Source organism: Mycobacterium zoologicum, from assembly GCF_020181635.2.
Taxonomy (GTDB): Bacteria; Actinomycetota; Actinomycetes; order Mycobacteriales; family Mycobacteriaceae; genus Mycobacterium; species Mycobacterium zoologicum.
In genome coordinates, this window is sequence record NZ_JAYJJS010000002.1 from 132,776 (window position 1) to 157,603 (window position 24,828).

Annotated in this window: 13 protein-coding genes; 2 read left to right on the forward strand and 11 right to left on the reverse strand. The window is 69.9% G+C overall.

Annotated elements, in window-relative coordinates:
• Nucleotides 1–3: 3 nt before the first annotated feature.
• From hrcA to K6T84_RS02200, 3 genes are all read right to left on the reverse strand, one after another.
• Entirely contained in the window at nucleotides 4–1,047 is a 1,044-nt protein-coding gene (gene hrcA / locus K6T84_RS02190) for a heat-inducible transcriptional repressor HrcA (protein WP_224865263.1), read from the reverse strand.
• A 225-nt stretch (nucleotides 1,048–1,272) separates the two neighbouring features.
• Nucleotides 1,273–2,043, reverse strand: a complete 771-nt coding sequence (gene eutC, locus K6T84_RS02195) for an ethanolamine ammonia-lyase subunit EutC (protein ID WP_224865262.1) — start codon at nucleotides 2,041–2,043, stop codon at nucleotides 1,273–1,275.
• A gap of 5 nt (nucleotides 2,044–2,048) precedes the next feature.
• On the reverse strand, nucleotides 2,049–3,461 hold the full coding sequence (locus tag K6T84_RS02200; RefSeq protein ID WP_225401789.1) for an ethanolamine ammonia-lyase subunit EutB: 1,413 nt from the start codon (nucleotides 3,459–3,461) through the stop codon (nucleotides 2,049–2,051).
• A gap of 245 nt (nucleotides 3,462–3,706) precedes the next feature.
• Here K6T84_RS02200 and K6T84_RS02205 point away from each other — a divergent pair, with 245 nt between their 5' ends.
• Both K6T84_RS02205 and K6T84_RS02210 read left to right on the forward strand, forming a co-directional pair.
• A complete protein-coding gene (locus tag K6T84_RS02205; RefSeq protein ID WP_224865260.1) occupies nucleotides 3,707–5,101 on the forward strand; it encodes a pyridoxal phosphate-dependent decarboxylase family protein in 1,395 nt (464 codons plus the stop codon).
• Nucleotides 5,098–6,627 (forward strand): xylulokinase, encoded by a 1,530-nt coding sequence (locus K6T84_RS02210; protein ID WP_224865259.1) that lies wholly within the window; start codon nucleotides 5,098–5,100, stop codon nucleotides 6,625–6,627. Before K6T84_RS02205 ends, K6T84_RS02210 begins: the two co-directional genes overlap by 4 nt.
• Nucleotides 6,628–6,630: 3 nt before the next feature.
• Here K6T84_RS02210 and K6T84_RS02215 read toward each other — a convergent pair whose 3' ends face one another.
• Genes K6T84_RS02215 through K6T84_RS02250 form a run of 8 tightly spaced genes read right to left on the reverse strand, consistent with a single transcriptional unit; the run spans nucleotide 6,631 to nucleotide 24,721 of the window.
• Nucleotides 6,631–7,137, reverse strand: coding sequence for an MTB12 family secreted protein (locus K6T84_RS02215; protein WP_225401788.1), 507 nt, complete (start codon nucleotides 7,135–7,137; stop codon nucleotides 6,631–6,633).
• A 52-nt stretch (nucleotides 7,138–7,189) separates the two neighbouring features.
• The gene (locus K6T84_RS02220) at nucleotides 7,190–7,420 is read right to left on the reverse strand and encodes an MbtH family protein (RefSeq protein ID WP_224865257.1); all 231 of its coding nucleotides are present in this window, start codon (nucleotides 7,418–7,420) and stop codon (nucleotides 7,190–7,192) included.
• The gene (gene mbtG / locus K6T84_RS02225) at nucleotides 7,401–8,681 is read right to left on the reverse strand and encodes an NADPH-dependent L-lysine N(6)-monooxygenase MbtG (RefSeq protein WP_224865256.1); all 1,281 of its coding nucleotides are present in this window, start codon (nucleotides 8,679–8,681) and stop codon (nucleotides 7,401–7,403) included. The genes K6T84_RS02220 and mbtG overlap by 20 nt, the downstream gene beginning before the upstream one ends.
• Nucleotides 8,678–13,156, reverse strand: a complete 4,479-nt coding sequence (locus tag K6T84_RS02230; protein ID WP_225401787.1) for a non-ribosomal peptide synthetase — start codon at nucleotides 13,154–13,156, stop codon at nucleotides 8,678–8,680. Before K6T84_RS02230 ends, mbtG begins: the two co-directional genes overlap by 4 nt.
• A complete protein-coding gene (locus K6T84_RS02235; protein WP_225401786.1) occupies nucleotides 13,153–19,761 on the reverse strand; it encodes a non-ribosomal peptide synthetase in 6,609 nt (2,202 codons plus the stop codon). The genes K6T84_RS02230 and K6T84_RS02235 overlap by 4 nt, the downstream gene beginning before the upstream one ends.
• Entirely contained in the window at nucleotides 19,754–22,666 is a 2,913-nt protein-coding gene (locus K6T84_RS02240; RefSeq protein WP_225401785.1) for an SDR family NAD(P)-dependent oxidoreductase, read from the reverse strand. Before K6T84_RS02240 ends, K6T84_RS02235 begins: the two co-directional genes overlap by 8 nt.
• Entirely contained in the window at nucleotides 22,660–23,982 is a 1,323-nt protein-coding gene (locus tag K6T84_RS02245) for a beta-ketoacyl [acyl carrier protein] synthase domain-containing protein (RefSeq protein ID WP_225401784.1), read from the reverse strand. Before K6T84_RS02245 ends, K6T84_RS02240 begins: the two co-directional genes overlap by 7 nt.
• Nucleotides 23,975–24,721 (reverse strand): thioesterase II family protein, encoded by a 747-nt coding sequence (locus tag K6T84_RS02250; protein ID WP_224865251.1) that lies wholly within the window; start codon nucleotides 24,719–24,721, stop codon nucleotides 23,975–23,977. The genes K6T84_RS02245 and K6T84_RS02250 overlap by 8 nt, the downstream gene beginning before the upstream one ends.
• Nucleotides 24,722–24,828: the final 107 nt, after the last annotated feature.

A 24,828-nucleotide genomic window follows, 5' to 3' on the forward strand; every position in this document is an offset into this window, starting at 1 on the left:
AGGTCAGCGGGCCCCGAGCACTTCACCGATATACATCGCAACTGCTGCGACGCTGGCGATAGTTCCCGGATAGTCCATCCGGGTGGGACCCAGCACCCCCATGCCCCCGTACACGGTGCCCTGCGACCCGTAGGCGGTGGACACCATCGAGGCGCCGGCCATCTCCTGCGCCTCGGTCTCGTGACCGATGCGCACCGTGACTTTACCGGCCTCCTGCTGCACGGCGAGCAGCCGCAGCACCACGACCTGCTCTTCGAGCACCTCCAGCACCGAACGCAGCGAGCTGCCGAAGTCGGCGGCGTTGCGGGTCAGGTTGGCGGTGCCGCCCAGCAGCAGACGTTCCTCGCGGTGCTCTACCAGCGATTCCAGCAGCACCGTCGCCGACCGTCCGACAGCGTTGGCCAGCCCGGGGGAAAGCCCGCTGCGCCCGTCGAGGTGCCCGGCGAGTTCGGCGACAGCGGTGGACGCCGCCGAGATCCGTTTGCCCTCCAGCGCGGCGCCCAGCAGCTCCCGCAGCTGGCTGAGCTGGACGTCGTCGATGGAGTCCCCCAGTTCGACGATGCGCTGGTCGACTCGTCCGGAGTCGGTGATCACCACCAGCAGCAACCGCGCCGGGGTCAGCGCGATCACCTCGAGATGGCGCACCGTGGACACCGACAGGGTCGGGTACTGCACGACGGCCACCTGCCGGGTCAGCTGGGCCAGGGTGCGCACCGCACGCCGCAGTACGTCGTCGAGGTCGACACCGGAGTCCAGGAAGGACAGGATCGCCCGGCGCTCCGCGCTCGACAGCGGCTTGACCTCGTCGATGCGGTCGACGAACTCGCGGTAGCCCTTCTCGGTGGGTACCCGCCCGGAACTGGTGTGGGGCTGGGCGATGTAGCCCTCGGCTTCCAGCACCGCCATGTCATTGCGGACAGTGGCCGATGAAACCCCGAGGTTGTGCCGCTCGACCAGCGCCTTGGAGCCGATCGGCTCCTTGGTGGCCACGAAGTCGGCGACGATGGCCCGCAGCACCTCGAAGCGACGATCGTCCGCCACGCTCATCTGCTACCCGCCTCATTGTCCGGACCGGAGACCCCGATTTTACGGTGTTGCGATCCGCCGAGTCTCGATACGCCGCACGGTCTCCTGCTAAGAAGACCTCACCGGCCGGGGTCAGCGCGACATTGCGGGTGTTGCGGCCGGCTGAAGTGCAGCTCCTCGGCGACCAGCACGAAGTGTCGGAGCTTGCGCGTGTTGATGTCGATGAGCAGGAATCGTAGCTATGACTCAGGGCGCCACGTGGCCTTCGATCACCGGCCGGTCCGGTCCCGGTCCGGCCTTGAGTTCGACGCCCGAGCGGCCCAGCCGATGGGCGCCGTCGATCAGGGCATCGACGACCCGGGCCGCTTCGATGTAGCCGAGGCCTTCCGGGGGGTGCACGTTGGACACGCAGTTGCGTTCTGCGTCGGTGCGTCCGGGCCGCGGCAGGTGCGTCAGGTACACCCCGAGGCTGGCCGCCACCGACAGCCCCGGCCGCTCACCGATCACCACGACCACGGTCTGGACACCCATCGCCGCACCGATGTGGTCGCCGAGGGCCACCCGGGCCCGGGTGGCGATCACCGGCGCCGCGATCGAGCGGTGTTCGCCGATGACATCGGCCAGCGCTCGCAGCAGCGGCACCCCGTGCTCGGCCAGTGCCGCCGACGAGAGCCCGTCGCACAACACGATGCCCACTTCTGCTCGGCTGCACGGTATTTGGCTGAGATCGGCGGGTTGACGGCCCAGATCGGGCCGGCGCAGGTATTCCTGGCGGCCGGTGGCCCGGCCGGTCACCACGACGGGTTCACCGAGTCCCAGGCCGGCGACGCCGCGCACCAGGTGGTCGACATCCAACGGCCGGCGCACCGCGTCGCGGGCCAGGGCGTGCGCCGCCCGGAATTCCAGCACGCTGCGGGTCGGTTGCGCATCACCGGCCCGGCCCAGCCCGATCCGCGCCTGGGTATGACGGCGCAGCTCCTGCCAGATATCTTCGGGCTCAACGGGTCTGGGAGCCATGTCGCTCACGGCGGGGCCGCCAGGGATCGCAGCGGGGAGCCCTCCACCGCGGTCGGCAGCACCCGCCCGGATTCGTCGGCGATACCGATGCCCTGCAGCCAGTCCTCGAATTCCGGCGCCGGACGCAGTCCCAGCACCGCCCGCGCGTACAGCGCGTCGTGGAAGGACATGCTCTGGTAGCCCAGCATCACATCATCGGCGCCGGGCACGGTGATCACGAAGTTGCAGCCGGCCACCCCGAGCAGCGTGAGCAGGGTGTCCACGTCGTCCTGGTCGGCCTCGGCGTGGTTGGTGTAGCAGACGTCGACACCCATCGGCAGGCCGAGCAGCTTGCCGCAGAAGTGATCTTCGAGCCCGGCCCGGATGATCTGCTTGCCGTCGTAGAGGTATTCCGGTCCGATGAACCCGACGACGGTGTTGACCAGCAGCGGCGCGAATTCCCTTGCCACCGCGTACGCCCGGGCCTCCAGGGTCTGCTGGTCCACCGGCCGGCCGCCGGTGCCCAGGTGGGCGTGCGCGCTCAGCGCCGAGCCCTGGCCGGTCTCGAAATACATCACGTCGTCGCCGACCGTGCCGCGCCGCAGCGAGCGCCCGGCGTCGTGTGCGGTGCGCAGTAGGTCGAGGTTCACCCCGAAGCCACGGTTGGCGCCTTCGGTGCCGGCGATCGACTGAAACACCAGATCGACCGGCGCACCCCGGCCGATCAGGTCGATGGTGGTGGTGACGTGGGCGAGCACGCAGGATTGGGTCGGGATCTCATAGCGCAACCGGATGTCATCGAGCAGATGCAGCAGATCGGCTGTGGCACTTGGCGAGTCGGTGGCGGGGTTGATGCCGATCACCGCGTCACCGCAGCCGTGCAGCAGCCCGTCGAGTGTCGCCGCGGCTACGCCTTTGGGATCGTCGGTGGGGTGGTTGGGCTGCAGTCGGGTGGCCAGCCGACCCGGTAGGCCCAGGGTGGTGCGGAACGCGCTGGTCACCGGGACGGCGCGAGCCACCGCAATGAGGTCCTGATTGCGCATGAGCTTGCTGACGGCAGCGACCATCTCGGGTGTCAGTCCCGGGGCCAGGCGCCGCAGCGTGTCCGCCGCCGCGGGGGTGGCCACCACCTCCAGCAACCAGTCCCGCAACCCGCCGACGGTCAGGTGCGACACCGCCCGGTAGCTCTCGCGGTCGTGGCGATCGATGATCAGCCGGGTCACCTCGTCGGTTTCGTACGGCACCACAAGGTCATTGAGGAAGGTGTCCAGCGGCACGTCGGCGAGCGCCCACTGCGCCGCCGCGCGTTCGGCGTCTCCGACGGCGGCGCAACCGGCCAGCTCGTCACCGGAGCGCTGCGGGGTGGCCTTGGCCAGCAGGTCGATCAGCCCGTCGAACTGGTAGGAGGTACCGGCCAGGGTCTGCGTGTAGGTGGTCACGTCACCCCTCCCAGAGCCGCCGGAATGCCGCCGGTGCCAGTGTCACATACCGCCGCCGTACCGATATCGTCGTATTCTAGGCGTCTACCTGCGTTTACACCTTTTTCGAGTCAATACCGGGTTGAATTGGTGTTGGAGTTCTCCGGTGCCGTTTGTGAGCCTGGGTTTGCAGTCGGGAACCATGAACTGCACCGCGACAGCCCCCACCGTGGGGAGTCACCTGAGATGGAGGTTGCGCCGACGCCATGTCCGATTTCCCCTACACGGATCGATTCACCGTCAACCGGGTACTGCCCGAGAAGGGCCGACCGCGCGACGAGGTATTGGCCGAACTGCGTCAGATGGCCGCCGCCGAAGATCCCACCTGGGAGACCGGCAAGGTGTCGGGAACCATGTACTGCGGTGACCACGAGCACTACCGCTTCCTCGACGAGGCGTTCGGGCTGTTCGCTCACGTGAATGTACTGCAACGCGACATCTGCCCGTCCGCAACGAAATTCGAGGGTGAGGTGATCGCGATGGCCCTGGATCTGATGCACGCCGACGCGGTCACCGACACCGAGCCGGTCGGCATGGTCACCACCGGGGGAACGGGCAGCATCATCCACGCGCTGCTGGCCTACCGCGACCACGCCGCGGCGCACCGGGGCATCACCCGGCCCAACTTCATCAAGCCCGAGACCGGCCACCCGGCATTCGACAAGGGTTGTCACCTGTTCGGCATCGAATTGCGCCGTGCGCCCATCGATCCGGTGACGACTCAGGTCGACGTCGACTGGGTGGCGAACAACATCGACGAGAACACCATTGCGATCATGGGCTCGGCCTGCAACTACGGCTACGGCACGGTCGACCCGATTCCCGAGCTGGGTGAGCTCGCGTTGCAACGCGGGGTGGGCTTGCACGTCGACGGCTGTTTGGGCGGTTTCGTGCTGCCGTTCGCCCAGGAGCTGGGTTATGACGTTCCGCTCTTCGACTTCCGGGTGCCCGGCGTCACCAGCATCTCCGCGGACAACCACAAGTACGGCTACGCGTTGAAGGGCGCCTCCACACTGCTGTTCCGCGACAAGGCCTATCGCAACGCGCAGTACTTCTATCTGCCGGAATGGTCTGGGGGCAAATATCATTCGCCGGGTATCGAGGGTTCCCGATCGGGTGGTCTGATCGCCGCCGCGTGGGCGTCGATGGTGCAGCTGGGACGTGAGGGCTACCGCGGCTACGCCCAGGCCATCCTGGAGACCGCGTTCACCATGCAGGACGCCGTGCGCAGCCACCCCGAGCTGAAGATCCTGGGCTCACCGACGTTCTGCTTCAGCTTCCGCTCCGACGAGTTCGACATCTATCACGTCGCCGACGCGATGAAGCCCAAGGGCTGGCGCTTCAACGGCCAGCAATACCCCAACGCCATCCACATGGCGGTCACCCGGCCGCAGACCCAGCCCGGCGTGGCGGAGGCGTTCGCCGCCGACCTCGACGACGCGGTCGAGTACGCCAGGAAGAAGACTGCGGCCGGCGAGGCGCCGATCAGCGCCGCGATCTACGGGGGCATCCCGGGCGGAATGACCGACGAGGCAGCACAGTTCATCGAACTGTTCATGGAGCGGATGCTCGACACCCAGCAGTCGTTGCCGCCGGTATGACCGATCGTGTCGTTCTGGCCGTCGACCTCGGCACCGGCGGTCCGAAGGTCGGATTCGTCGCGCTGGACGGCACGGTGCTGTGGTCGGATCTCGTGGACGTGCCCACGCAGTACGGTCCGGGCGGGTCGGCGACGCAGGATGCCGGACTGTGGTGGGAGATCATCCGCGACACCACCCGGCGCGGGCTCGTCGAAAGCGGCGTGCAGGGCGATCAAGTCGCCGGGGTGTCGATCACCGGACAGTGGGCCAGCACGGTTCCCGTCGGCGCCGACGGCCGCCCGGTCGGCCCGTGTGTGATGTGGATGGACACCCGCGGAGCGCCCTACAGCCGCAAGGCATTCGGCGGCCGATTGCAGGGCTATCGGCTGCGGGCACTGCTGAGCTGGATCCGCCGAAACGGGGGAATCCCCAGTGCCAGCGGCGACGACCCGGTCGGGCACATGCTGCACCTGCGGCACGGTGATCGGGCGGTGTTCGACGCCGCCGACTGGCTCATGGAGCCGGTCGACTACCTGAGCATGCGCTTCACCGGACGGGCTGCCGCCTCAGGCGCGTCGATGATGGGCGCCTGGCTGACCGACAACCGTAACCCGGGTGCGCTCGACTACGACGACGTGCTGGTACGCCAGTCCGGTGTCGACCGGTCGAAGCTGCCGCCGCTGGTTCCGACCGGTTCGATCATCGCGACGGTGACGCGGCAGGTCGCCGCCGAGCTGGGCATTTCGCCTGCGGCGCAGGTGGTTACCGGCACCCCGGACCTGCACAGCGCAGCGGTGGGGTCGGGCGCGGTCCGGCCGGGCGAGCTGCACCTGACCATCAGTACGACGTCATGGATCGGCTGTGTGGCGCGGGCCAAGAAGACCGATGTGTTCCACCAACTGGCCACGGTGCCCGGCCTCGACCCGTCGACCTACCTGCTGGTCAACAATCAGGACACCGCGGGCCGCGCATTGCAGTGGTTGCGCGACAACATCTTCGACGATCTCGACTATGACGCCCTGACCGCCCTGGCCGCCGGTGCTCCGGCCGGTTCCAACGGGGTGATCTTCACCCCCTGGCTCAAGGGCGAACACTCCCCCATCGACGACCGCAACGCACGCGGCGGATTCCACAACCTGTCGCTGGACACCACCCGCGCCGATCTGGTGCGCGCAGTGCTTGAGGGGGTGGCCTACAACAGCCGCTGGCTGCTCGACTGCGTGAACCGGTTCTGCGACAACGCCGGACCGATCCGGATCGTCGGCGGCGGAGCACGCTCGGATCTGTGGTGCCAGATCATCGCCGACGTGACCGGCCGTACCTGCGAACGAGTCGCCGACCCGCTCAACGCACAGTTGCGCGGGGCGGCACTGTTCGCCGGCATCGGCATGGGCGAGTTGGACCGTGCCTCGTTGCGGGAGCTGATCCCGCTCGACGGCGTCTTCGAGCCCGACGCCGCCAACCGCGCCGTCTACGACCGGTTGTTCGCCGAATTCCCCAGGCTCTACAAAGCGCAGAAGCCCATGTTCGCCCGGCTGAGCCGGTAGACGTCAGCCCTGGGAAAGCACCTGCATCAGCTGCGTTGCCGAGTCGTGCGACAGCACCCAGCTGCCCTGGTCGACCAGCTTGAGCGGGACGGTCTGCGGCGCCGGCATCTTGGGGCCGGCAATCGTCACGTTAGCCAGTGCCTGGCCATCGCCGGTCGACACGACGTTGAGCACATTGAAGTCATAGGGCAGCTCGCCGTCGCGGTAGGCCTTGCGCAGCTCATGGTCGAGGCCGTGGCCCTCTTCCTGGGTGATGCCGTTCTCGACCAGGTCACCCTTCTCCTTGTAGCCGATCCCGGCATCGCTGAGCCTGGTGAGCATGCCGGCCACCTCACCGGTGGTGGGCAGGGCAGCGCCGGAGGGCACCGGCTGTGCCGGCGGGGCCGGATCCAGCGGAGCGGGCACGCCCGGCGTGGCGAAAGCCGGCGCCGCAACCACCAACGTTCCCCCGACAGCGGCGCCGATACCGGCTGCGACCGCCATCCCGGCAGTGATCAGTTTCAGATTCATGCTCGCCGAACCTAGTACAGCTACCATCGAATCCCCTGTGAATCAGCCGAGACTACCCGCGATCAGCCGCCATGGCATCACGAAGACTCTTGGGCCGCAGGTCGTTCCAGTGCTGCTCGACATACTCCAAACAGGCCGTTCGCGCGGCACCCTGTTCACCTCCGTAGACCACTCGCCATCCTGCTGGAATATCGGCGAAGGTCGGCCACAGACTGTACTGCTCCTCGTCGTTGACCAGAACGAAGAAGCTGCCGTTCTCGTCGTCAAAGGGATTGGTGCTCATCGGTTCTCCTCGGTATCGGTGGCGCAGCGTAAAGGTGGGTGCCCAGGACCCGGTCGGACAACAGCCCCAGGCAGCTCAGGTTGGGAAAGCCGGGTCCCTGGGTGAGTCCGGCCAGGTTGGGCAGGAACAGTTTCGGGGCCACACCCGCGACGGCCAGGTCGTGACCGATGGCCTCGGCCAGCCGGTCACCCGACAGCGGCCCACCCAGGCCCAGTTCGAGTAGATCCAGGGTGTCCTGGCCGAACAGCGAGACGAACCACAGCGGGTCCGCTCCGGAGCCATCGATGACGAGATCGAAGCCGTGCACGGTCTCGAAGTTCTCACCACCGCGATTAGTGCTCAGCGTCAACCGGATTCGACCGTCACGGGCCACCGCGTGGGCAACCCTGCCCCGCAGGTGCCGGATCCGGTCATCGGCCAGCAGTGCGTCCTGGACCCGCGCGGAGAACACCCCGCGGTCGGTGCGGGCCAGCGCATCACGTCGCTCGGCCAGCGTCAGCGCCGTCCAGTCGGTCGGGTCGGAGAACAGGGTGTTCTCGAAGAAGCCCTCGCCCCGGGTGAACAGTGTCACCTGCGGCGAGATCACCGTGATCGTCGAAACCCGATGCCGGAACAGTTCGTTGAGCATCGACGCGGCGGTCTCTCCGCCGCCGATCACCGCGACACGCTCGGCGCTGATCCGGTCGGCGGCCGCCCGGTGCCAGAACTGGGCGATGGACAGCACCAGCGGGTTACCCGGCAGGATCGACTTCTCGGCCTGTCCCGGGCCGGTGATCATCACCGCGTCGGCAGCCACCCGTGTCTCCCGGGTGGTCAGCGACCAGCCCTGGCCGTCGACCGCCAATCGGTCCACCTCGCCGGGGATCACCGTGAGCCGGACCGCGTCGGCGACCCAGCGCAGGTATTGACTCCATCGCAGGTGGGTCGGCGCCGGCCGGCCCCGGTCCACCCATTCGGCGAACTGGCCGGTGGCGATCAGGTAGGACTGCCAGCTGTAGCGGGTCATCCGCTCGTCGATCTCGGCGTTGCGGCCGGCCACCAGCGTCGATCGGTACGGGAAGCCGACATCCTTCTCCGGGCTGGTGCCCAGCCGGTGCGCGCCGTCGGTCCAGCCGCCGGCCGCCCGCCAGTTGGCGGCCACCTCGGTGCGTTCGACGGCGACGACATCGGGTGCCTCGACGCCCATCTCCCGCAGCACCGCGGCCTTGGCCGCCACCGCGACCGCCTTGGCGCCCGCACCCACCACCGCCAGCGTGCTCACAGCGCCTCCCCCAGCATCCTCACCGCGTCGCACCACAGCGTTGCCAGGTCGGCGGCCTCCGCCTCGGTGGTCAGTTCCTCGCTCCAGCACCAGGTCGTCCGCAGCTGCGGGCCGGCCGCCCCGACCTGCACAGCCGCAATCACATCGAAGGTGTAGCGCAGCGGCAGATCGGGCTCGGACACCAGCGGCAGCAACGCGTTCAACCCCGGATCGGCGCACAGTGTCCAGGGCGCCGCCTGCGGGGTCAGGTCGAGCCGGCCGACGTAGTTGAACTCCACTTGGGGTTGCCGCGCGGCGGCGAGTTCGGGGTCCCGGCAGACGTAGCGCAGCAAGCCGTAGCCCAACCCGTTACCGGGCACCGCCCCGACGTGGTCGCACACCGCGCGCAGCAGGGCACGCGCCGCCGCCGGGTCGCGGCCTGCCGATTCGATGTCCACCGGTGCCGCACCGCCGAGGCGGACCGGGAACACGTTGGTGAACCAGCCCACCGTGGCCGACGAGTCCAGCCCGGGCAGCTGGTCGTCTTCGCGGCCGTGGCCCTCCAGTGCCACCAGCACGCCGTCATCGGTGGGTTGGCCACGCCTGGCCCGCCAAGCCGTCAGCGTCATCGTCAGTGCGGTCAACAGGAATTCGCGCACCCCGACGCCCGCTGCGGACACCTTGTCCAGCATCACCGCCGTGTCGTGCACCTCGCTCAGCGCATCGGTAGTCCGAAGTGAGTCCCAGGTGTCGCGGTCCGGATCGGCCAACCGGGCACCCAGTGCCGGGTCTGCCCCGCCCAACTGTGCCAGCCAGTAGTCGCGCTGCCCGGCCACCTCCGCAGTCCGGGCGTGCTCGTGCAGTGCGTGTGTCCACTGCCGATATGTGGTGTACTCGCTTGGAAGACAGGGTGTTTCGGAGTCACCGGGCTGTTCCCAGGCCGCGGCGAGCCCGGCCAGCAACACATACCAGGACACCACGTCGGTAGCCAGATGGTGCACCACCAGCAGCAGTTGGCTCTGCGGCGCGTCGTCACACCACAGCGCCCGCACCATCGCTCCGGCGAAGGGATCGATACCGTCCACCACCTCGCGGGCGTGGCGGGCCAATGAATCGGACACCGGCCCGCTCACCCGGGTCAGGATGTCGGCCGCGGCCACCACACCGGGCGGCCTCGTGACGAGCCGGTAGTCACCGTCGACGGCATCGAGGCGGGCACGCAACATGTCGTGGCGGTCCAGCACCGCCTGCAACGCCGTCTCCAGTTGCGCCGCATCGATTCCCAGCGGCAACGTGATCAGCATGTTCTGCGCCAGGCGGCGGAAGCCCCCGTATTCGTAAAGCCACGACACGATCGGCGCCGGCACCACCTCGCCGAACCGGTCCGCGCCTGCGACCGCGGGCAACCCGGGTGTCGCCTCCGCGAGATCGATTGCGGCAGCCAGCAGCTCGATGGTCGGATTGTTGAGCACCAGCCGCGGTGTCACCGCCAGCCCACGCAGCTTGTTCACCAGGGAGATCGCCACGATGCTGTCCAAACCCAGTTCGAACAGGTCGTGGCTGACGCCGGGTGCGACGCCGTCGAACAGCTCGGCCAGCGCGGCCGCCAGCACCCGCTCGGTGTCGGTCTCGGGTGCACGGCCGGCGTCGTGACCGGCCACATTGCCGGCCTGGGTGAGTAGCGCTTCGGTGTCCAGTTTTCCGTTGACGGTCAACGGCATTGCGTCCACCGCGACAAGACGCGCCGGCATCATGTAGACCGGCAGCCGGGTTCCGACGTGGGCCCGCAGCTGCGGCAGGTCCGCACCGGCCGGGCCCGTGACGAAACCGATCAGCCGGGTGCCGGTGCCGCTACCCAGCGGCAGCACCGCTGCAGCCGCCACACCGGGACTGGCTGACAGTGCGGCTTCCACTTCGGCGATCTCGACCCGGTAGCCACGCACCTTGACCTGGTCGTCGGCGCGACCCAGATAGACCAGCCGGCCGTCGACGCGTCGCCGCACCAGATCGCCGGTGCGATACATCCGGGCACCGGCGCGAAACGGATCGGCGACATAGCGGGCTGCGGTCGCACCGGCCCGGCCCTGGTAACCGCGGGTGACCTGCGCACCGGACAGGTACAGCTCGCCTGCCACCCCGTCGGGCACTTCCCGCAGCCCCGAATCCAGCACGTAGGCCGTCATACCTCGCACCGCTTCCCCGATCACCGGCACATCGGTGTCGGCGACGGCGGCGACGACGGCTTCCACGGTGGTTTCGGTCGGCCCGTAACAGTTGTGGACCGCGGTCGCCGGCGCCGCACGCAGCCGCGCCCAGGTGTGCGGCGTGATCGCCTCCCCGCCGAGCGCCAGCACCGTGAGCCGGTGGTCGGATTCGGCGTCCAGCAGGCCCGCGTCGAACAGTTGGGTGAACATCGACGGCGACGTGTCGATCATGTCCAGGCGGTGCCGGCGGATACCGTCGATGATCGCCTCGGCGTCGCGCATCTCCTCGGCGGAGAACAGGTGAACGGTCTGGCCGCCGAGCAAACCGACCAGCGGCTGCCAGCTCGCGTCGAAGCTCAGCGACCAGGCATGCGCCACACGCAGTTTCCGGCCCAGCCCCGCCACCGCGGGAGCGTACATGCGCCGCTCGTGGTCGGCGAAGTACGACGCCAGCGCACGGTGGGTGCCGACCACGCCCTTGGGCTCCCCGGTGGAGCCGGAGGTGAAGATGACGTAGGCCGCGGAGTCGGGGTGGATGACCGTCGGCGTGGGACGCAGTTCGGCGGTGTCCGACCGAAGCTCGGCGAGCAGTTCGGCCGTGAGGGTCAGTATCGGATCGGACTGGCGCAGAATGGACTCGATGCGCGCGGTCGGCAGGCTGATGTCGATCGGGACGTATGCCGCCCCGGCCGCCAGCACCGCGAGGATCGCGATCACCGAATCCGGTGAGCGCGGCAGCGCGATCGCGACCCGGTCCTCGGGGCCCACGCCGCGCCCGGCCAGAGCCCGGGCCAGCCGGTCCACCTCGGCGGCCAGCTCGGCATAGGTCAGCGAGCGGTCCTCGCCGGTGAGCGCCGGGGCGTCGCGGTGAGCCGCGACGGCGGCGGCGAACAATGCGGGCACCGACATCGCCGGTGCCGCCGGCTGTTCGGCGTGGCGGGCCCGCTCGGCGGGCAGCAGCACATCCAGGTCGGTGATGCGGCGACGCGCCGGTTCGACCAGTTGGCGCAGCACCTGCAGCAGCCGTTGCCCCAGATCGGGGATCGACAGCTCCCCCAGCGCCCCCGGTATCGCCTCGAGCAGCACGGTGAGCCGGCCGTCGCGGGGCGGGGAACTGACCACGGTGAGCGGGTAGTGGGTGAGGCTCTCCACGGTGACGGGGACGAACCGCACCCCGTCGGGCGTGGTGACCCCGGCGGTCGCCGAGCCTAGCGGGGCGTTCTCGAACACCAGCAGGGTGTCAAACAGCGTGTTGCCGGCGGCGCGCTGCACGGTCGCCAGGCTCACGTAGCCCAGGTCGCGCATGGTGGCCGTATCGCGTTGCAAGGCTTGGCAGGTCGCGACGACTTCGGCTCCGGGGGAAGTCGATGCGAGCACCGGAACGGTATTGATGAACAGCCCGACCATGGTCTCGACGCCGGTGAGCTGCTGGGGCCGTCCGGAGACCACCGTGCCGAACGCCACCTCGGTCCGGTCGGTCAGCCGGCTGAGCAGCACCGCCCAGGCGAACTGCAGGACGGTGTTGAGCGTCAAGCCGTTTCGGCGGGCCCACTCGGTGAGCCGGTCGGTGTCACTGCGGTCCAGGGCCACCTCGTGCGTGCGCGCCGTGCTGCCGCCGAGTTCGACCTTCCCGCCGTCGGCCAGGATCGCCGGGGTGCCCAGCGGGGCCAGGTAGTCGCGCCAGGCCGCGACGGCTTCCTCGGTGTTCTGGTTTGCCAGCCAGCCGATGTAGTCGCGGTAGGGCCGCGGTGCGGGCAGCGGGTCGACACCACCGGCGCGGTAGATCGCCACCATCTCGTCGAAGAACACCGCCATCGACCAGCCGTCGAGCAGCAGGTGGTGCACCGTGATGATCAGCCGGTGCTGTTCGGGCGTGCAGCGGGCCAGCACGAAGCGCAGCAGCGGCCCGCGGGCCAGATCGAAGTTGGTGGTGCGTTCGGAATGCGCGATCTCATCGAATTCGTCCGGCATCGCATCGATTTCGCGCCACGGCAACCGGGCCTGCGCCGGCACGATCTGCACCGGGTGCGGCAGGTCCACGTCCCAGAACGATGCCCGCAGGTTCGCGTGCCGCGCCAGCATGGTCTCGGCGCTGCGCCGCAACAGTCCGGCATCGACGGCTCCGACGATGTCGATGACGAACTGCACGGTATAGACATCGACGCCGTCCGCCCCGGCGTCCACATCGTCGGCGACGAGCTTGGCCAGCGAGAACAGCCCCTGCTGCAGCGGGGACAGCGCCAGCACGTCCTCGAGATGCGGGGTCGCGCGTTGAGTTGTCGTCTCGGTCATGGTGAATCGCCCCATGCCGCAGTGAGATCGGCCAATGCTTCTCCGCTGAGTCCCGAGACGCTCATCGGGGCGAACGCGGAGTCTGCCACCTCGGGAGCATTCTCGGCGGCGTCGACCGCGGCGGCCAGCTCGGCGAAGGTCGGGTGCTCGAAGATCATCCGCGGGTCGACCTGCAGGCCGGCGGCCCGGGCTCGGGCGGACAGCTGCACCGACAGGATGCTGTCGCCGCCGAGTTCGAAGAACCCGTCGCTGCGCCCGACCGCGTCGACGCCCAGCAGTTCGGCGCAGATCCCGGCCAGGGTCTTCTCCGTGGCGGTGACCGGCGGGTCGGCCTCGCCGCGGGTGGCCACCGCCGGCAGCGGCAACGCGGGCCGGTTCAGCTTCCCGGAATCGGTGAGCGGCAACGCCTCCAGCACCGTCAGCGAAGCCGGCACCATGTAGCCGGGCAGCGTCGCGGCCACCGAAGACCGCACGGCGGCGATGAATTCCGCCGGCGGTTCAGCGAGGCTCGACGAAGGAGAGGCGAAGTTGGAACCGCCGCGTACAACGTCGTCCACCGGTTCGGCCGGGACGAGATAGCCGGCCAGCGTGGTGACACCCCGCAGCTCCCAGGTGCGGGCGGCGGCCATGGCCACGCCGGGGGCGGCCCGCAGCGCGGCCTCCACCTCGGCCAGCTCGACCCGGAAGCCACGCACCTTGACCTGATGGTCGGTGCGGCCGACAAACTCCAGCACCCCGTCGGTGCTCCACCGTGCCCGGTCACCGCTGCGGTAGAGCCGGTCGCCTGGATCGGCCGAGTACGGATTCGCCACGAACCGGGTCGCGGTGAGTTCGGGCCGGCGCCAGTAGCCCTGCACGATCTGCGGGCCCGCGTAGTAGACCTCACCGACCACACCCGGCGGCACCGGCTGCAGCGCGTCGTCGAGCAGGTAGGCCTGCGCGCCTGGCGTGGGACGGCCGAGTTTCGGTGTGGGCGCGGCCAATGCGCCGCGCACCACCGCGCCGGAGGTCTCGGTGGCTCCGAAGTTGTTGAGCAGCTGGGTGTCCGGGCCGAGCACCGCATCCAGCCGGGCCAGCAGATCCGCCGACACCGGTTCACCACTGCACACCAGGCGCTGCAGACCCCTGAGGCCTTCACGGCCTCGGTCGGTTTCAGCGTCGACCAGTACCGAGATCAGGCTGGCGACGGCGGTCACTTGGGCCACCCGTTCGTCGGCGATCAGCCGGGCCAGCGCCTCGGGGTCGCGGAACGTGGTGTCGTCGGCCAGGATCATGGTCGCCCCGGCGGCCAGCCCGGCCAGCATCTCCATGCCGCCCTCCAGGAACGTCATCGAGGACTGCGCCAGCCGGATGTCATCACCGGCCACCGGATAGTGGGCCAGCTGCCAGTTCAGCCGAGCGCTCATCGAACGATGGGTTCCCAGTACGCCCTTGGGCGTTCCGGTGGATCCGGAGGTGAACACCAGGAACATCGGATGGTCGGGGTGCGGGACCGGAAGCCCGGTACCCGCAGCCTCTTTCGCCAGTTCGGTCTGCACGGCGGCGTCGTCGAGGCAGAGCAGCGTCACCCCGTCGGGGGCCGGCATCAGCTCACGGGTGCCGGAGCTGACGACGATCACCCGCGGCTTGATGTCGTCGACCATGAACTCCAGGCGCTGCCGCGGATAGCTCGGGTCCAGCGGGAAGTAGCCGGCACCGGCCTTCATGATGCCGACCAGCGCCACCGCCAGGTCCAGGTCGCGGCGCACCGACAGGCCCACCAACGTGCCGGGCCGCACGCCGTTTTCGATCAGCAGTTCGGCCAGCCGGTCGGAACGACTGTGCAGTTGCGGGTAGCTCAGCTGCTCCCCGGCGCAGCGCACCGCGACGCCGGTGAACTCCCGGCTGGGGGCAAGGACTTCGGCGATGGTGCGCGGATCGGTGTCGGGAGCCTGTGCGCCGCGGCTCCATTCGTCGAGGATCAGCCGGCGCTGATCATCGTCGACCAGGCTGATGTCACGCAGGTTGCGCCCCGGCGAGCTCGCCATCGCCTCCAGCACCCGGCCCAACCAGTCGGCCAGCCGCTGCACCGTCTCGCGTTGGTACAAGTCGGTGCGATAGATCAGGTGGCCGTCATAGCCGGGACCGCCGGCGCCGTCCTCGTTGCCCGCGGTGGCGAACAGGTTCACCGACAGGTCGGCGTGTGCGATGTCGAAGGTGGGCATCACGGTGCGGAACACCAGATCGCCGCCCTCGCCGCTGCCGACGACGTGCGTGACGTCGGCGGCGTCGCGCACGTGCACCACCACCTGGAACAGCGGGTTGCGCGACAGCGTCCGCACCGGGTTGACGGCTTCGACCAGACGGTCGAACGGCAGGTCGGCGTGCGCGTAGGCACCCAATGCGGCCTCCCGCGCCCGCAGCACCACGTCGCGCAGAGTCGGGTTGCCCGACAGTCGGTTTCGCAGCACCACGATGTTGACGAAGAACCCGACCAGGTTGTCCAGGGCGTTGTCGGTCCGACCGGCGATCGGCACCCCGAGTGGGATGTCGTCGCCGCTGCCGGCCAGGTGCATCAGCACCGCTACCGCGGCCTGCACCACCATGAACTCGGTGGCGCCGGTATCCCGGGCCAGTGCGGCCAGCCCGGCCCGCACCGCCGGTGTGACGGTGAACGCCACAGAGGCGCCGGAGCCGTTCGCGGTGGCCGGGCGGGGGAAGTCGGGCCGCGGGCCGGTGTCGTCGGCCAGTCCGGCCAGTTGCTCGATCCAGTAGCGGCGCTGCGCATCGATCAGTCCGGATTCGTCGCGCAGCAACTCGCCCTGCCAATGCGCGAAGTCGGCATATTGCAGTTCCGGTGTCGCCCAGGATGGTTCGGCACCGGAGGTCCTGGCCCGGTAGGCGATCAGCAGGTCGGTGAAGAGCACCTCGACCGACCAGTGGTCGGCGGCGATGTGGTGCACCACCAATGACAGCACCCGTTCGTCGTCGGGTAGGTGCAGCAGCGCGGCGCGGATCGGCCAGTCCTGCTCGAGGTCGAACCCGAGGCCACGTTGTTCGTCGAGCCGGTCGCGGGTCCAGTCCGCCACCGCCTGCGCATCGGTTGCCGGGCAGTGCGATTCGGTCACCTGGATCGGTGCGACCGGGTTGATGACCTGATGGGGCAGTCCGTCGATCTCGGCGAAGGTGGTGCGCAGGCTGTCGTGGCGGGCGATCACGTCGCCGAGGGCGGCGATCAGGGCCGCGGTGTCACAGGGGCCGGTGAGCCGGGCCGACAACGGAATGTTGTCGCCGGTCGCATCGGGGTCGAGCCGGTAGGCGAACCAGGTCCGCAGCTGCGACGCAGACACCGGCAACGGCCCGGTTCGCGGCACCGCGACCAGCGGCGGGCGCCGCGGTGTGGCTTCTGCCAGATCGATGGCGGTGGCCAGTCGAGCGACCGTGCTGGACTCGAAGATGTCCCGGATGCCGATCTCCACGCCGCACCGGGCTCGGATCGCCGCCACCAGTTTGGTGGCCAGCAGGGAGTGCCCGCCGAGGTCGAAGAAGGAGTCGTCGGCGCCGACCCGGTCCCGGCCGAGTAATTGCGAGAACAGTTCCGCCACCGTGCGTTCGGTGTCGGTTGCCGGCTCGCGGTAGGGCGCGGTCTCCGGCGGCTGCGGGTCAGGCAGTGCGGCGCGGTCGATCTTGCCGTGCGCGGTGATCGGGATGTCGTCGACCACCACGTAGGCCGCCGGGGCCATGTATTCCGGCAGCGCGGCGGCCACCCGGGCCCGGATCCGCGGGATGTCGACGGTGTCCTGCGAGTCCCCGGCCGGCGTCACATAGGCCACCAGGCTGCGTCCCAGCGCGGGCAGATCAGAGACCACCACCACGCACTGCCCGACGCTCGGGTCCACCGAGATGGCCGCGGCCACCTCGCCGAGTTCGATCCGGAACCCGCGCACCTTGACCTGGTCGTCGGCGCGGCCGATGAACTCCAGGTCTCCGGCGGCGTTGCGGCGCGCCAGGTCGCCGGTGCGGTACAGCCGCTGCCCGGCGGCCCACGGGTCGGCGACGAAGCGCTCCGCGGTCAGTCCGGGCCGGTCGAAATAGCCTCGTGCGATGTGTGTTCCACCGATGTAGATCTCGCCGATCACGCCGACCGGGACCGGCTGCAGGGTGCCGTCGAGCAGCCGGACGGTGGTGTTGATATTGGGGCTGCCGATCGGGACGATCCGATTGCCCTGGGTGCCTTCGACTTTGAAGCGGGTGGAGTTGACCACGGTCTCGGTGGGCCCGTAGAAGTTGTGCAGCAGGGCGTCGAAGGTGGCGTGGAACTTGTCCGCGAGCTCACCGGGCAGCGGTTCGCCGCCGATCGGGATGCGCCGCAGGGTGCGCCACTGGTTGACCCCCGGCAGTGACAGGAACAGGCCCAGCAGCGACGGCACGAAGTGCATGGCCGTCACGCCTTCGCGCTGCAGCAGGTCGGTCAGATACCCGATGTCGCGCAGCCCGTCCGGGCGTGGAATGACCAGGCGGGCACCGTTGGCCAGGGTGCCGAACAACTCTCCCACCGACACGTCGAAGCTCGGCGAGGCGACCTGCAGCAGCACGTCGGTCTCGTCGATGCCGTACTCGCCACCGAACCAGGCCAAGTACTCCGCGATCGGCGCGTGGGCGACCTCGACACCCTTGGGCAGCCCGGTCGAGCCCGACGTGTAGATCAGATACGCCAGGCTCTCCGGCCGCAGCGGGCGCACCCGGTCGGCGTCGGTCGGGTCGGTGTCGGGCTGTTCGGCGAGCACCGCGGGGTCCAGCGGCTCGCGCAGCACCAGGGCGGCCCGCGCGTCGCCGAGGATGAACTCGATGCGGTCCGGCGGGTATTCGGGGTCGACGGGCACGTATGCGGCGCCGGCCTTGGCGATGCCCAGTGCGGTGACCACCAGATCCAGCGAGCGGCCCATCAGCACCGCGACCTTGTCCTCGGTGCCGATCCCGGAGGCGATCAGGTGGTGGGCGATCCGGTTGGCGCGGGCGTTGATCTCGGCGTAGCTGTAGCGGCCGTGGTCGTCGACGACGGCGATGGCCGCCGGGGTGAGTGCCGCCCGGTCGGCCACCAGCGAACCCAGCGTGGTCGGAGTGGCGGTGAAATCCGGTCCGCGCGAGACGGTGTCCAGCCAGGCCCGGTCAGCGTCGCCGAGCATGTCGAGTTCCCCGACGGTCGCCGCCGGCTGGGCCACCACCGCGCCCAACAGTTGCACCAGGTGCCGCAGCAGCTGGTCCACCAATGCCTCGTCTAGTACGTCTAGCAGGTACTCGGCTTCGATCAGCGCACCGGCCGCGCCGGCCTCCACCATGATCCCCAGCGGCAGCTGGGCGATCTTTCCGCGGTATTCGGCTCGGGCGCAGGTGATCCCGTCCGGAGCGAAGCCTTCGCCGCCGCCGGCGCGGAAGCCGAAGCTGAGCCGGGTGAGTCGCTCCGCTCCCCCGTTCCGGCGGTCGGGATTGAGTTCGCGGACCACCCGGTCCAGGTTGATGCCCTGGTGCGCGAAGGCCCCCAGTGCGCTGTCGCGGGTTCGGGCCAGCAGGTCGTTGAACGAAGCGGCGATGTCGACTTTCGCGCGCAGCACCACGGTGTTGCCGAAGTAGCCGATGGTGCCCTCGGTGCCCGCGGCGCGGTTGAGCACCGGTGAGGCGATCAGGAAGTCGTCGGTGCCGGTGTAGCGCTGGATCAAGGCCGACAGCGCCGCGGCGACCACCATGTAGGGGGTGGCGCCGTTGCTGCGTGCCAGCTCGGTGATGCCGTCCATCAGCTCGGCGGGCAGCGTCTTGGTGCACAACCCGGCCCGCAGCGTGTGCGGCACCGCCGAGCCCCGTGGGCCGGGCAGTTCCAGGGGGTCGGGCGGATCGGCGAGCAGGGTGCGCCAATAGTCCAGGTCCGCAGCGTGATCGGTGTGCACCGGTGCGTTGAGCACGTGGGCGACCGGGCGCGCGGCGAAGGCCTCCGGGGCCGTGTAGGCCTGCGTGAGGTCGGCGAAGAAGACCGCCCAGGAGGCGTCGTCCCAGGCGATGTGGTGGGCCACCAACAGCAGCACGTGTTCGTCGGAGGTGACCCGAATCAGGCTGAGCCGCAACGGGGCGTCGGCGTCCAGCCGGAACGGGGTGGCGAACTCGCGCTGGGCCAGCACCTCCAGCCGCAGCGTGCGGGCCTGGCCGGCCAGCTCGGAGAGGTCATGGTAGGCGAAGCCCGGTGTGACCTCGGCGATCCTGGGCTGGGGTTCGCCCGTCTCGTCGACGACGTAGGTGGTGCGCAGCAACGGGTGCCGGTCCGCCACCGCGGCCAGGGCGGTGCGCAGCCGGTCGGAGTCCAGCGTGCCGGTCAGCCGGTAGGACACCGAGATGTTGGCGACGGTGCCGTCGGGGTCGAGGGCTTGGACGAACCACATCCGGCGCTGCCCGTCGTTCATGGTGGCAGCGGCAGGCTCGGTGGCCTGCCCGGTGGGCGTGGCGGCCAGTCCGCGCTCGGCCAGCCGGCGGCGCAGCAGTTCCAGCCGCTGATCGCCGGCCTGCTCGACGGTGTCATACGGCGATTCCAGCTTCGCCTCTCCTTCGTCGAGCCTCGCTAAACCGCCGGTGTCAGTCATGGGTGAAGACAGTCCTTTCCGCCCCCGCTGCCGGCGCGGTCTCATCAGAGAGCACAGCCGTCAGTTGAGCCGCGGTGATTCCGGCGAGCAGCGGTCCTAGGGCCACTCGCCTGCCGGTGGCCCGGCCGAGTCGTTTGCGTAGGTCCAGGGCGAGAAGCGAATCCAGGCCCAGGTCGACCAGCGCCCGGTGCTCGTCGACGTCGTCGGGGTGCTCCAGGCCCAGCACCGCAGCGAGCTCGGCGGCCACCACCTCGCCAACCGGGCGGTCAGGGCCGCCGTCGGTGGGTGCTGCCCCCGGTGACTGGTCGAACGGCCAGGGCACGCCTTGGCTGTCGAAGAACACCGCCAGCCGGTCGAAGTCGGCGGCCAGTATCACCGGGTCGTCGGCCTGCGCCGTCAGCCCCGCGGTGATCGCGGCCTCGGGCGGCATCGGGGTCAGTCCGGTCCGCGCGATCCGGTCCTTCTCCTGGCTATTGACCACGGCCACGCTTCGCCACAGGCCCCAGCGAATCGAGTTGGCGCGCAGTCCATTCGCTCGCAGCCGCCCCACCAGGGCATCAGCCATCCGGTTGGCCGCCGCGTACAGGCCGTGCCCCGAGCCACCCCACAGCGCCAGCACCGACGAGCAGACCAGCACATCCGCATCGGGGTGTCGCGGCCAGTCCCGCACCAGGTTGTCCAGCCCGATCACTTTGGCGCCGAAGGCATCACGAACCGCGTCCGGCGTGATCCGGTCGGTGGCGACCGCCTCCGCCGAGGCGGTGTGCACCAGTAGCCCGGCCGGAGCCGGGTGGTGCTCGGTGATAGCCGCCGCGAGCGATGCGGCGTCGGTGACATCGCAACGGATCACCGTGATGCGTGTCCCGGTGCTCGACCGAAGCATGTCAAGCAGTGCCGCAGTGGTCTCGCCTGAGCCACTGCGACTGAGCAGGGTGATGTCCCGGGCCCCGTGTTCGGCGCAGTACGTGGCGTACGCCATGCCGATGGCGCCGGTGCCGCCGGTGATCACGACGGTTTCCGGGATGGCCGGGGCCCCAGCGGTGGCCGGGGCCGCACACAGCCGGCGCACCGCCGGCCGCCCGGCCCGGACCGCCACCTCGGTGTCGGTCAGTGCCAGGGCGGTGACCGCAGCCGACAGGTCGGCGGGGGTCGGGTCTACCGGCAGGTCCAGGTGGGCGAAAGTCTGGTCGGGGTAGCCGAATCCGGTGCTGCGGTGCAGCGCGGCCAGCGCGGCAGCCCCGGGCTGCGGTGGCGGGTCGGTATCGAGTTGTTCGGCGCCGCGGGTCACCAGACACACCCGCCGGCACCGGGTGCCCGGCGTCCTCGCGGTCTGGGCGGCCGCGTGTGCGGTGAACTCCGCCGCTGCCGTCGCGACGTCACCGGCGGCGGCCGGCGGCGCGACCAGTACCAGCAATTCGGCGTCCCGTTCGTGGCCGGCATCCAAGGCCGCGGACAGCTGCGCGGCCAGCTCCGGAGACTGGCCGCTGTAGTCGACGACGGCCACCCCGGTGGGGCGCTGCCCCGGGTCCCCGGCCGCCATCCACCGTTCGGCCATGACCACCGGCGATTGCGCGCTGGATTCGGCGCCGGCCCACAGCCGGGTGGCGTGCATCGGCGCGTGCGGGAAGTGCCGCAGTGCCGGAACGGATTCCGGTGCGGCGAAATCCCGCCAGCGGTAGCCGGGGTCGGCGATCGCCGCGGCGGCGATATTGGCGGCCAGCGCCTCGGCCGCCGGGTGGTCGCGGTCGGTGCTGCCCAGCACCTGCGCTGCGGCGGCGGTGTCGGCCAGCGGGACGAGCAGTGTGGGGTGCGCCGACATCTCGACGAAGGTGGTCACGCCGCGTTCGACCGCGGCGGCGGTGGCCAGGTCGAACCGCACCTGCTGACGCAGATTGTCGAAGCAGTACTGCCGGAACGTCTTTCCGGCCGGGATCGGCCCGCCATAGGCCGAGGCGATGAATTCCACCGGGGCGTTGTGGAATTGGGCGTCGGGAAGCCGGCTCAGCATGCGTTCACGCAGCGCATCCAGGATGCTGGTGTGCGCCGGGTAGCGCACCGCCAATTCCCGGGCGAACAGCGCACGCCGGTCGGCGCGCTGCAGAACCTGTTGCACCGCAGACCATTCGCCGGACACCACCACCGACTCGGGGCCGTTGACCACCGACAGCTCCAGCCAGCCCGGGACACCTGCGATGAACTCGGCGGCCTGCTCGGCGCCCAGCGCGATCATCGCCATGCCGTACCGGCCCGGAGCATCATCGGTCAACTCCGCCCGGGCGATCACCGCCGCCGCCGCGGAGTCCAGGTCCACCACTCCGGCGGTGTAGCCGGCGGCGAATTCACCCAGGCTGTGGCCGACGGTGAGGTCGGGCGGCACACCGAAGTGGCGCCAGGTGGCGGCCAACGCCGCGGCGTGGGTGAACTGGGCGGCCTGCACCACCACCGGGTCCGGGTCGTCGGTGCCGCGCAGGTAGGCCACCGGTGAGGCGTGACCGGCCCGGCGGAACGCGGCGTCGCAGCGGTCCGCCTCGGTCCGGTAGGCGGCGATGCCGAGCAGGTCGGCGCCCATGCCGGGCCACTGGTTGCCCTGGCCGGGGAACACGAAGGCGGTGCGGGCGGGTTCCTGATGCCCCGATCGGGCCACCAACGGGTGATCGGCGTCGCGGTAGATCGCCTCCAGGCCGCAGACGAGTTCGGCCGTGTCGCGGGCGCGGATGACGGCGCGATACCGCCGGATCGATCGGGTGGCCCGCATCGTCTGGGCGACGGCTTCGACTCCGGCCGGGTGCTGCTGCAGGTAGCGGATCAGTGCGGCGGCCTCGGCCTGCACCAGATCGCGGGCGTGCGCGGAGATGACGACCGGAATGCGGCCGTCGGGCAGGGTACTCGGGTGGGCACTCAGCACGGGACCGCCTGCGCGTCCTGCACCGCGACGATCATGTGCGCGTTGGTGCCGCTCATACCGAACGCCGAGACCGCACCGATTCGACGGCCGTCACCGGCAGGCCAGGCGGTGAGGGTCTCGGCCAGACCGATGCCCTGACCGTCCCGGTCGATGTCGGCGTGCCAGCCGTCGCGCACGTGCAGGGTGGGCGGGATCTGCTGGTGTTCGGCGGCCAGCAGCACCTTGGCCAGGCCCAGCGCCCCGGCCGCGGCCTGGGTGTGCCCGATGTTGGACTTGACCGAGCCCAGCCGCGGGCCGGCGCCCGGCTCGGTGTCGGTGCCGTAGACGTCGACCAGCGACCGCAGTTCGACCGGGTCGCCGACACGGGTGCCGGTGCCGTGGCCCTCGATCATCCCGACCTGCGCGGGCTTCACGTCGGCGTCGGCCAGGGTATGCCGGAACAGTCGCTGCTGGGCGGACTCACTGGGGGTAAGCAGGCCGGCGGTGTGGCCGTCCTGATTGAGCCGACTGGCCAGCACTTCGCCGTAGATGTGCCGTCGGTCGCGCAGTGCATCCGATTTGCGTTGCAGCACAAAGATTCCGGCGCCTTCGGCCCACACCGTTCCGGTAGCGGCGGCGCTATAGGGCCGGCAGTGTCCGTCGTCGGACAGCGCGTGCTGCTTGGAGAACTCGATGAAGAAGCCGGGTGAGCCCATCACGCAGACCCCGCCGGCCAGTGCCATGTCGGCGTCCCCGGTGCGGATCGCCTGCACGGCCAGGTGCAGCGCCGAGAGCGCCGACGAACAGGAGGTGTCAACGGTGAGGGCGGGGCCGGCCAGCCCGAGGGTGTAGGCGATCCGGCCGGAGATCACCGACAGCGCGGTGCCGGGCAGCAGGTGACCGCTGTGGGTGGAGAACTGCGCCATGTCGGGGCCATAGCCGGTGACCGAGGCGCCGAGGTAGACGCCCACATCGTGGCCGGTCAGTTCATCGGGGTTGATGCCGGCGTCTTCCAGCGCGCGCCAGGCCACCCGCAGTGCGACTCGTTGTTGCGGGTCCATGGCGATGGCTTCACGCGGGGCGATCCCGAAGAATCCGGGGTCGAATTCCGCTGCGCCGGAGAGGAATCCGCCGATGTTGTAGATGGGTTTGAATCCGTCGCGGTGTGAGCCGTCGATCAGGTCGCGCACCGCCCAGTCGCGGTCCTCGGGGATGGCGCTCAGCGCCTCGCGTCCGTCGGCGAGCAACGACCAGTACTGCTCGGCGGTGTCGATTCCGCCGGGCGCCTCGACACCGAGCCCGGTGATGACGACCGGATCCTCGACCCGGTCAGGCATCGGCGATGATCCGTCTGCTCAGGGTTTCGATGTGCTCGTAGTGGTAGAAGTGCCCGCCGTCGTACAGCGAGACCGTGGAGGTGCCGGTGGTGTGATCCGCCCAGCGCGCCAGCATGTCGGGGCGCACGCGGTCGTCGGAGCGACCGCCGAGCACGTTGATGTCGGCGCGGATGCTCACCCCGGGAGCGCAGCTGTAGCGGTTGAACGCCAGGTAGTCCGAACGCACCGGGGTCAGCAGCAGCGTGAGGAACTCCTGGTCGGCGAGGATGCGGGGGTCGGTGCCGCCGAGCTCCTCCAACTCCGCGCGCAGGTCCGCATCTCCGGTGGGCAGCTTGCGCAGCCCGGCCACCACGCCCGGGGCCGGCCCGGCCGAGGCCCACAGCCGCTGGATTGCGATGCCGCGTTCTTCGGCGAGCCGGGCGAACTCGAAAGCCACCAGCGAGCCCATGCTGTGCCCGAACAACCGCAACGGACCCAGGTGGTGCCACGGCGCGGCCTCGAACAGGCTGCGAGCCAGGTCAGGCAGGGTTTCGGCGGCCGGTTCACGAAACCGGTCGGCGCGCTGCGGGTACTGCATGACGTAGGTGTCGACGCCGGCGGAAAGGGCCAGCGCCAGGGGGCGGTAGTTGACCGCGGCGCCGCCGGCGTGCGGGAAGACCAGGGTGGCCGGGCCGGGGCCGGGAAAGCGACCGATCCAGGACGGAAACTGCGCGACGGCCGAGGTGTCGTCGCCGCCCATCCGGTCCCCCCATGTATTAGTAAAGGCTGCCCTAATTTTCTCGGGTCAGATTACCCCCATCGGACGCGGGCCGGAAATCCGGGCGGCTGCGGTGCCGCGCCTGAGCC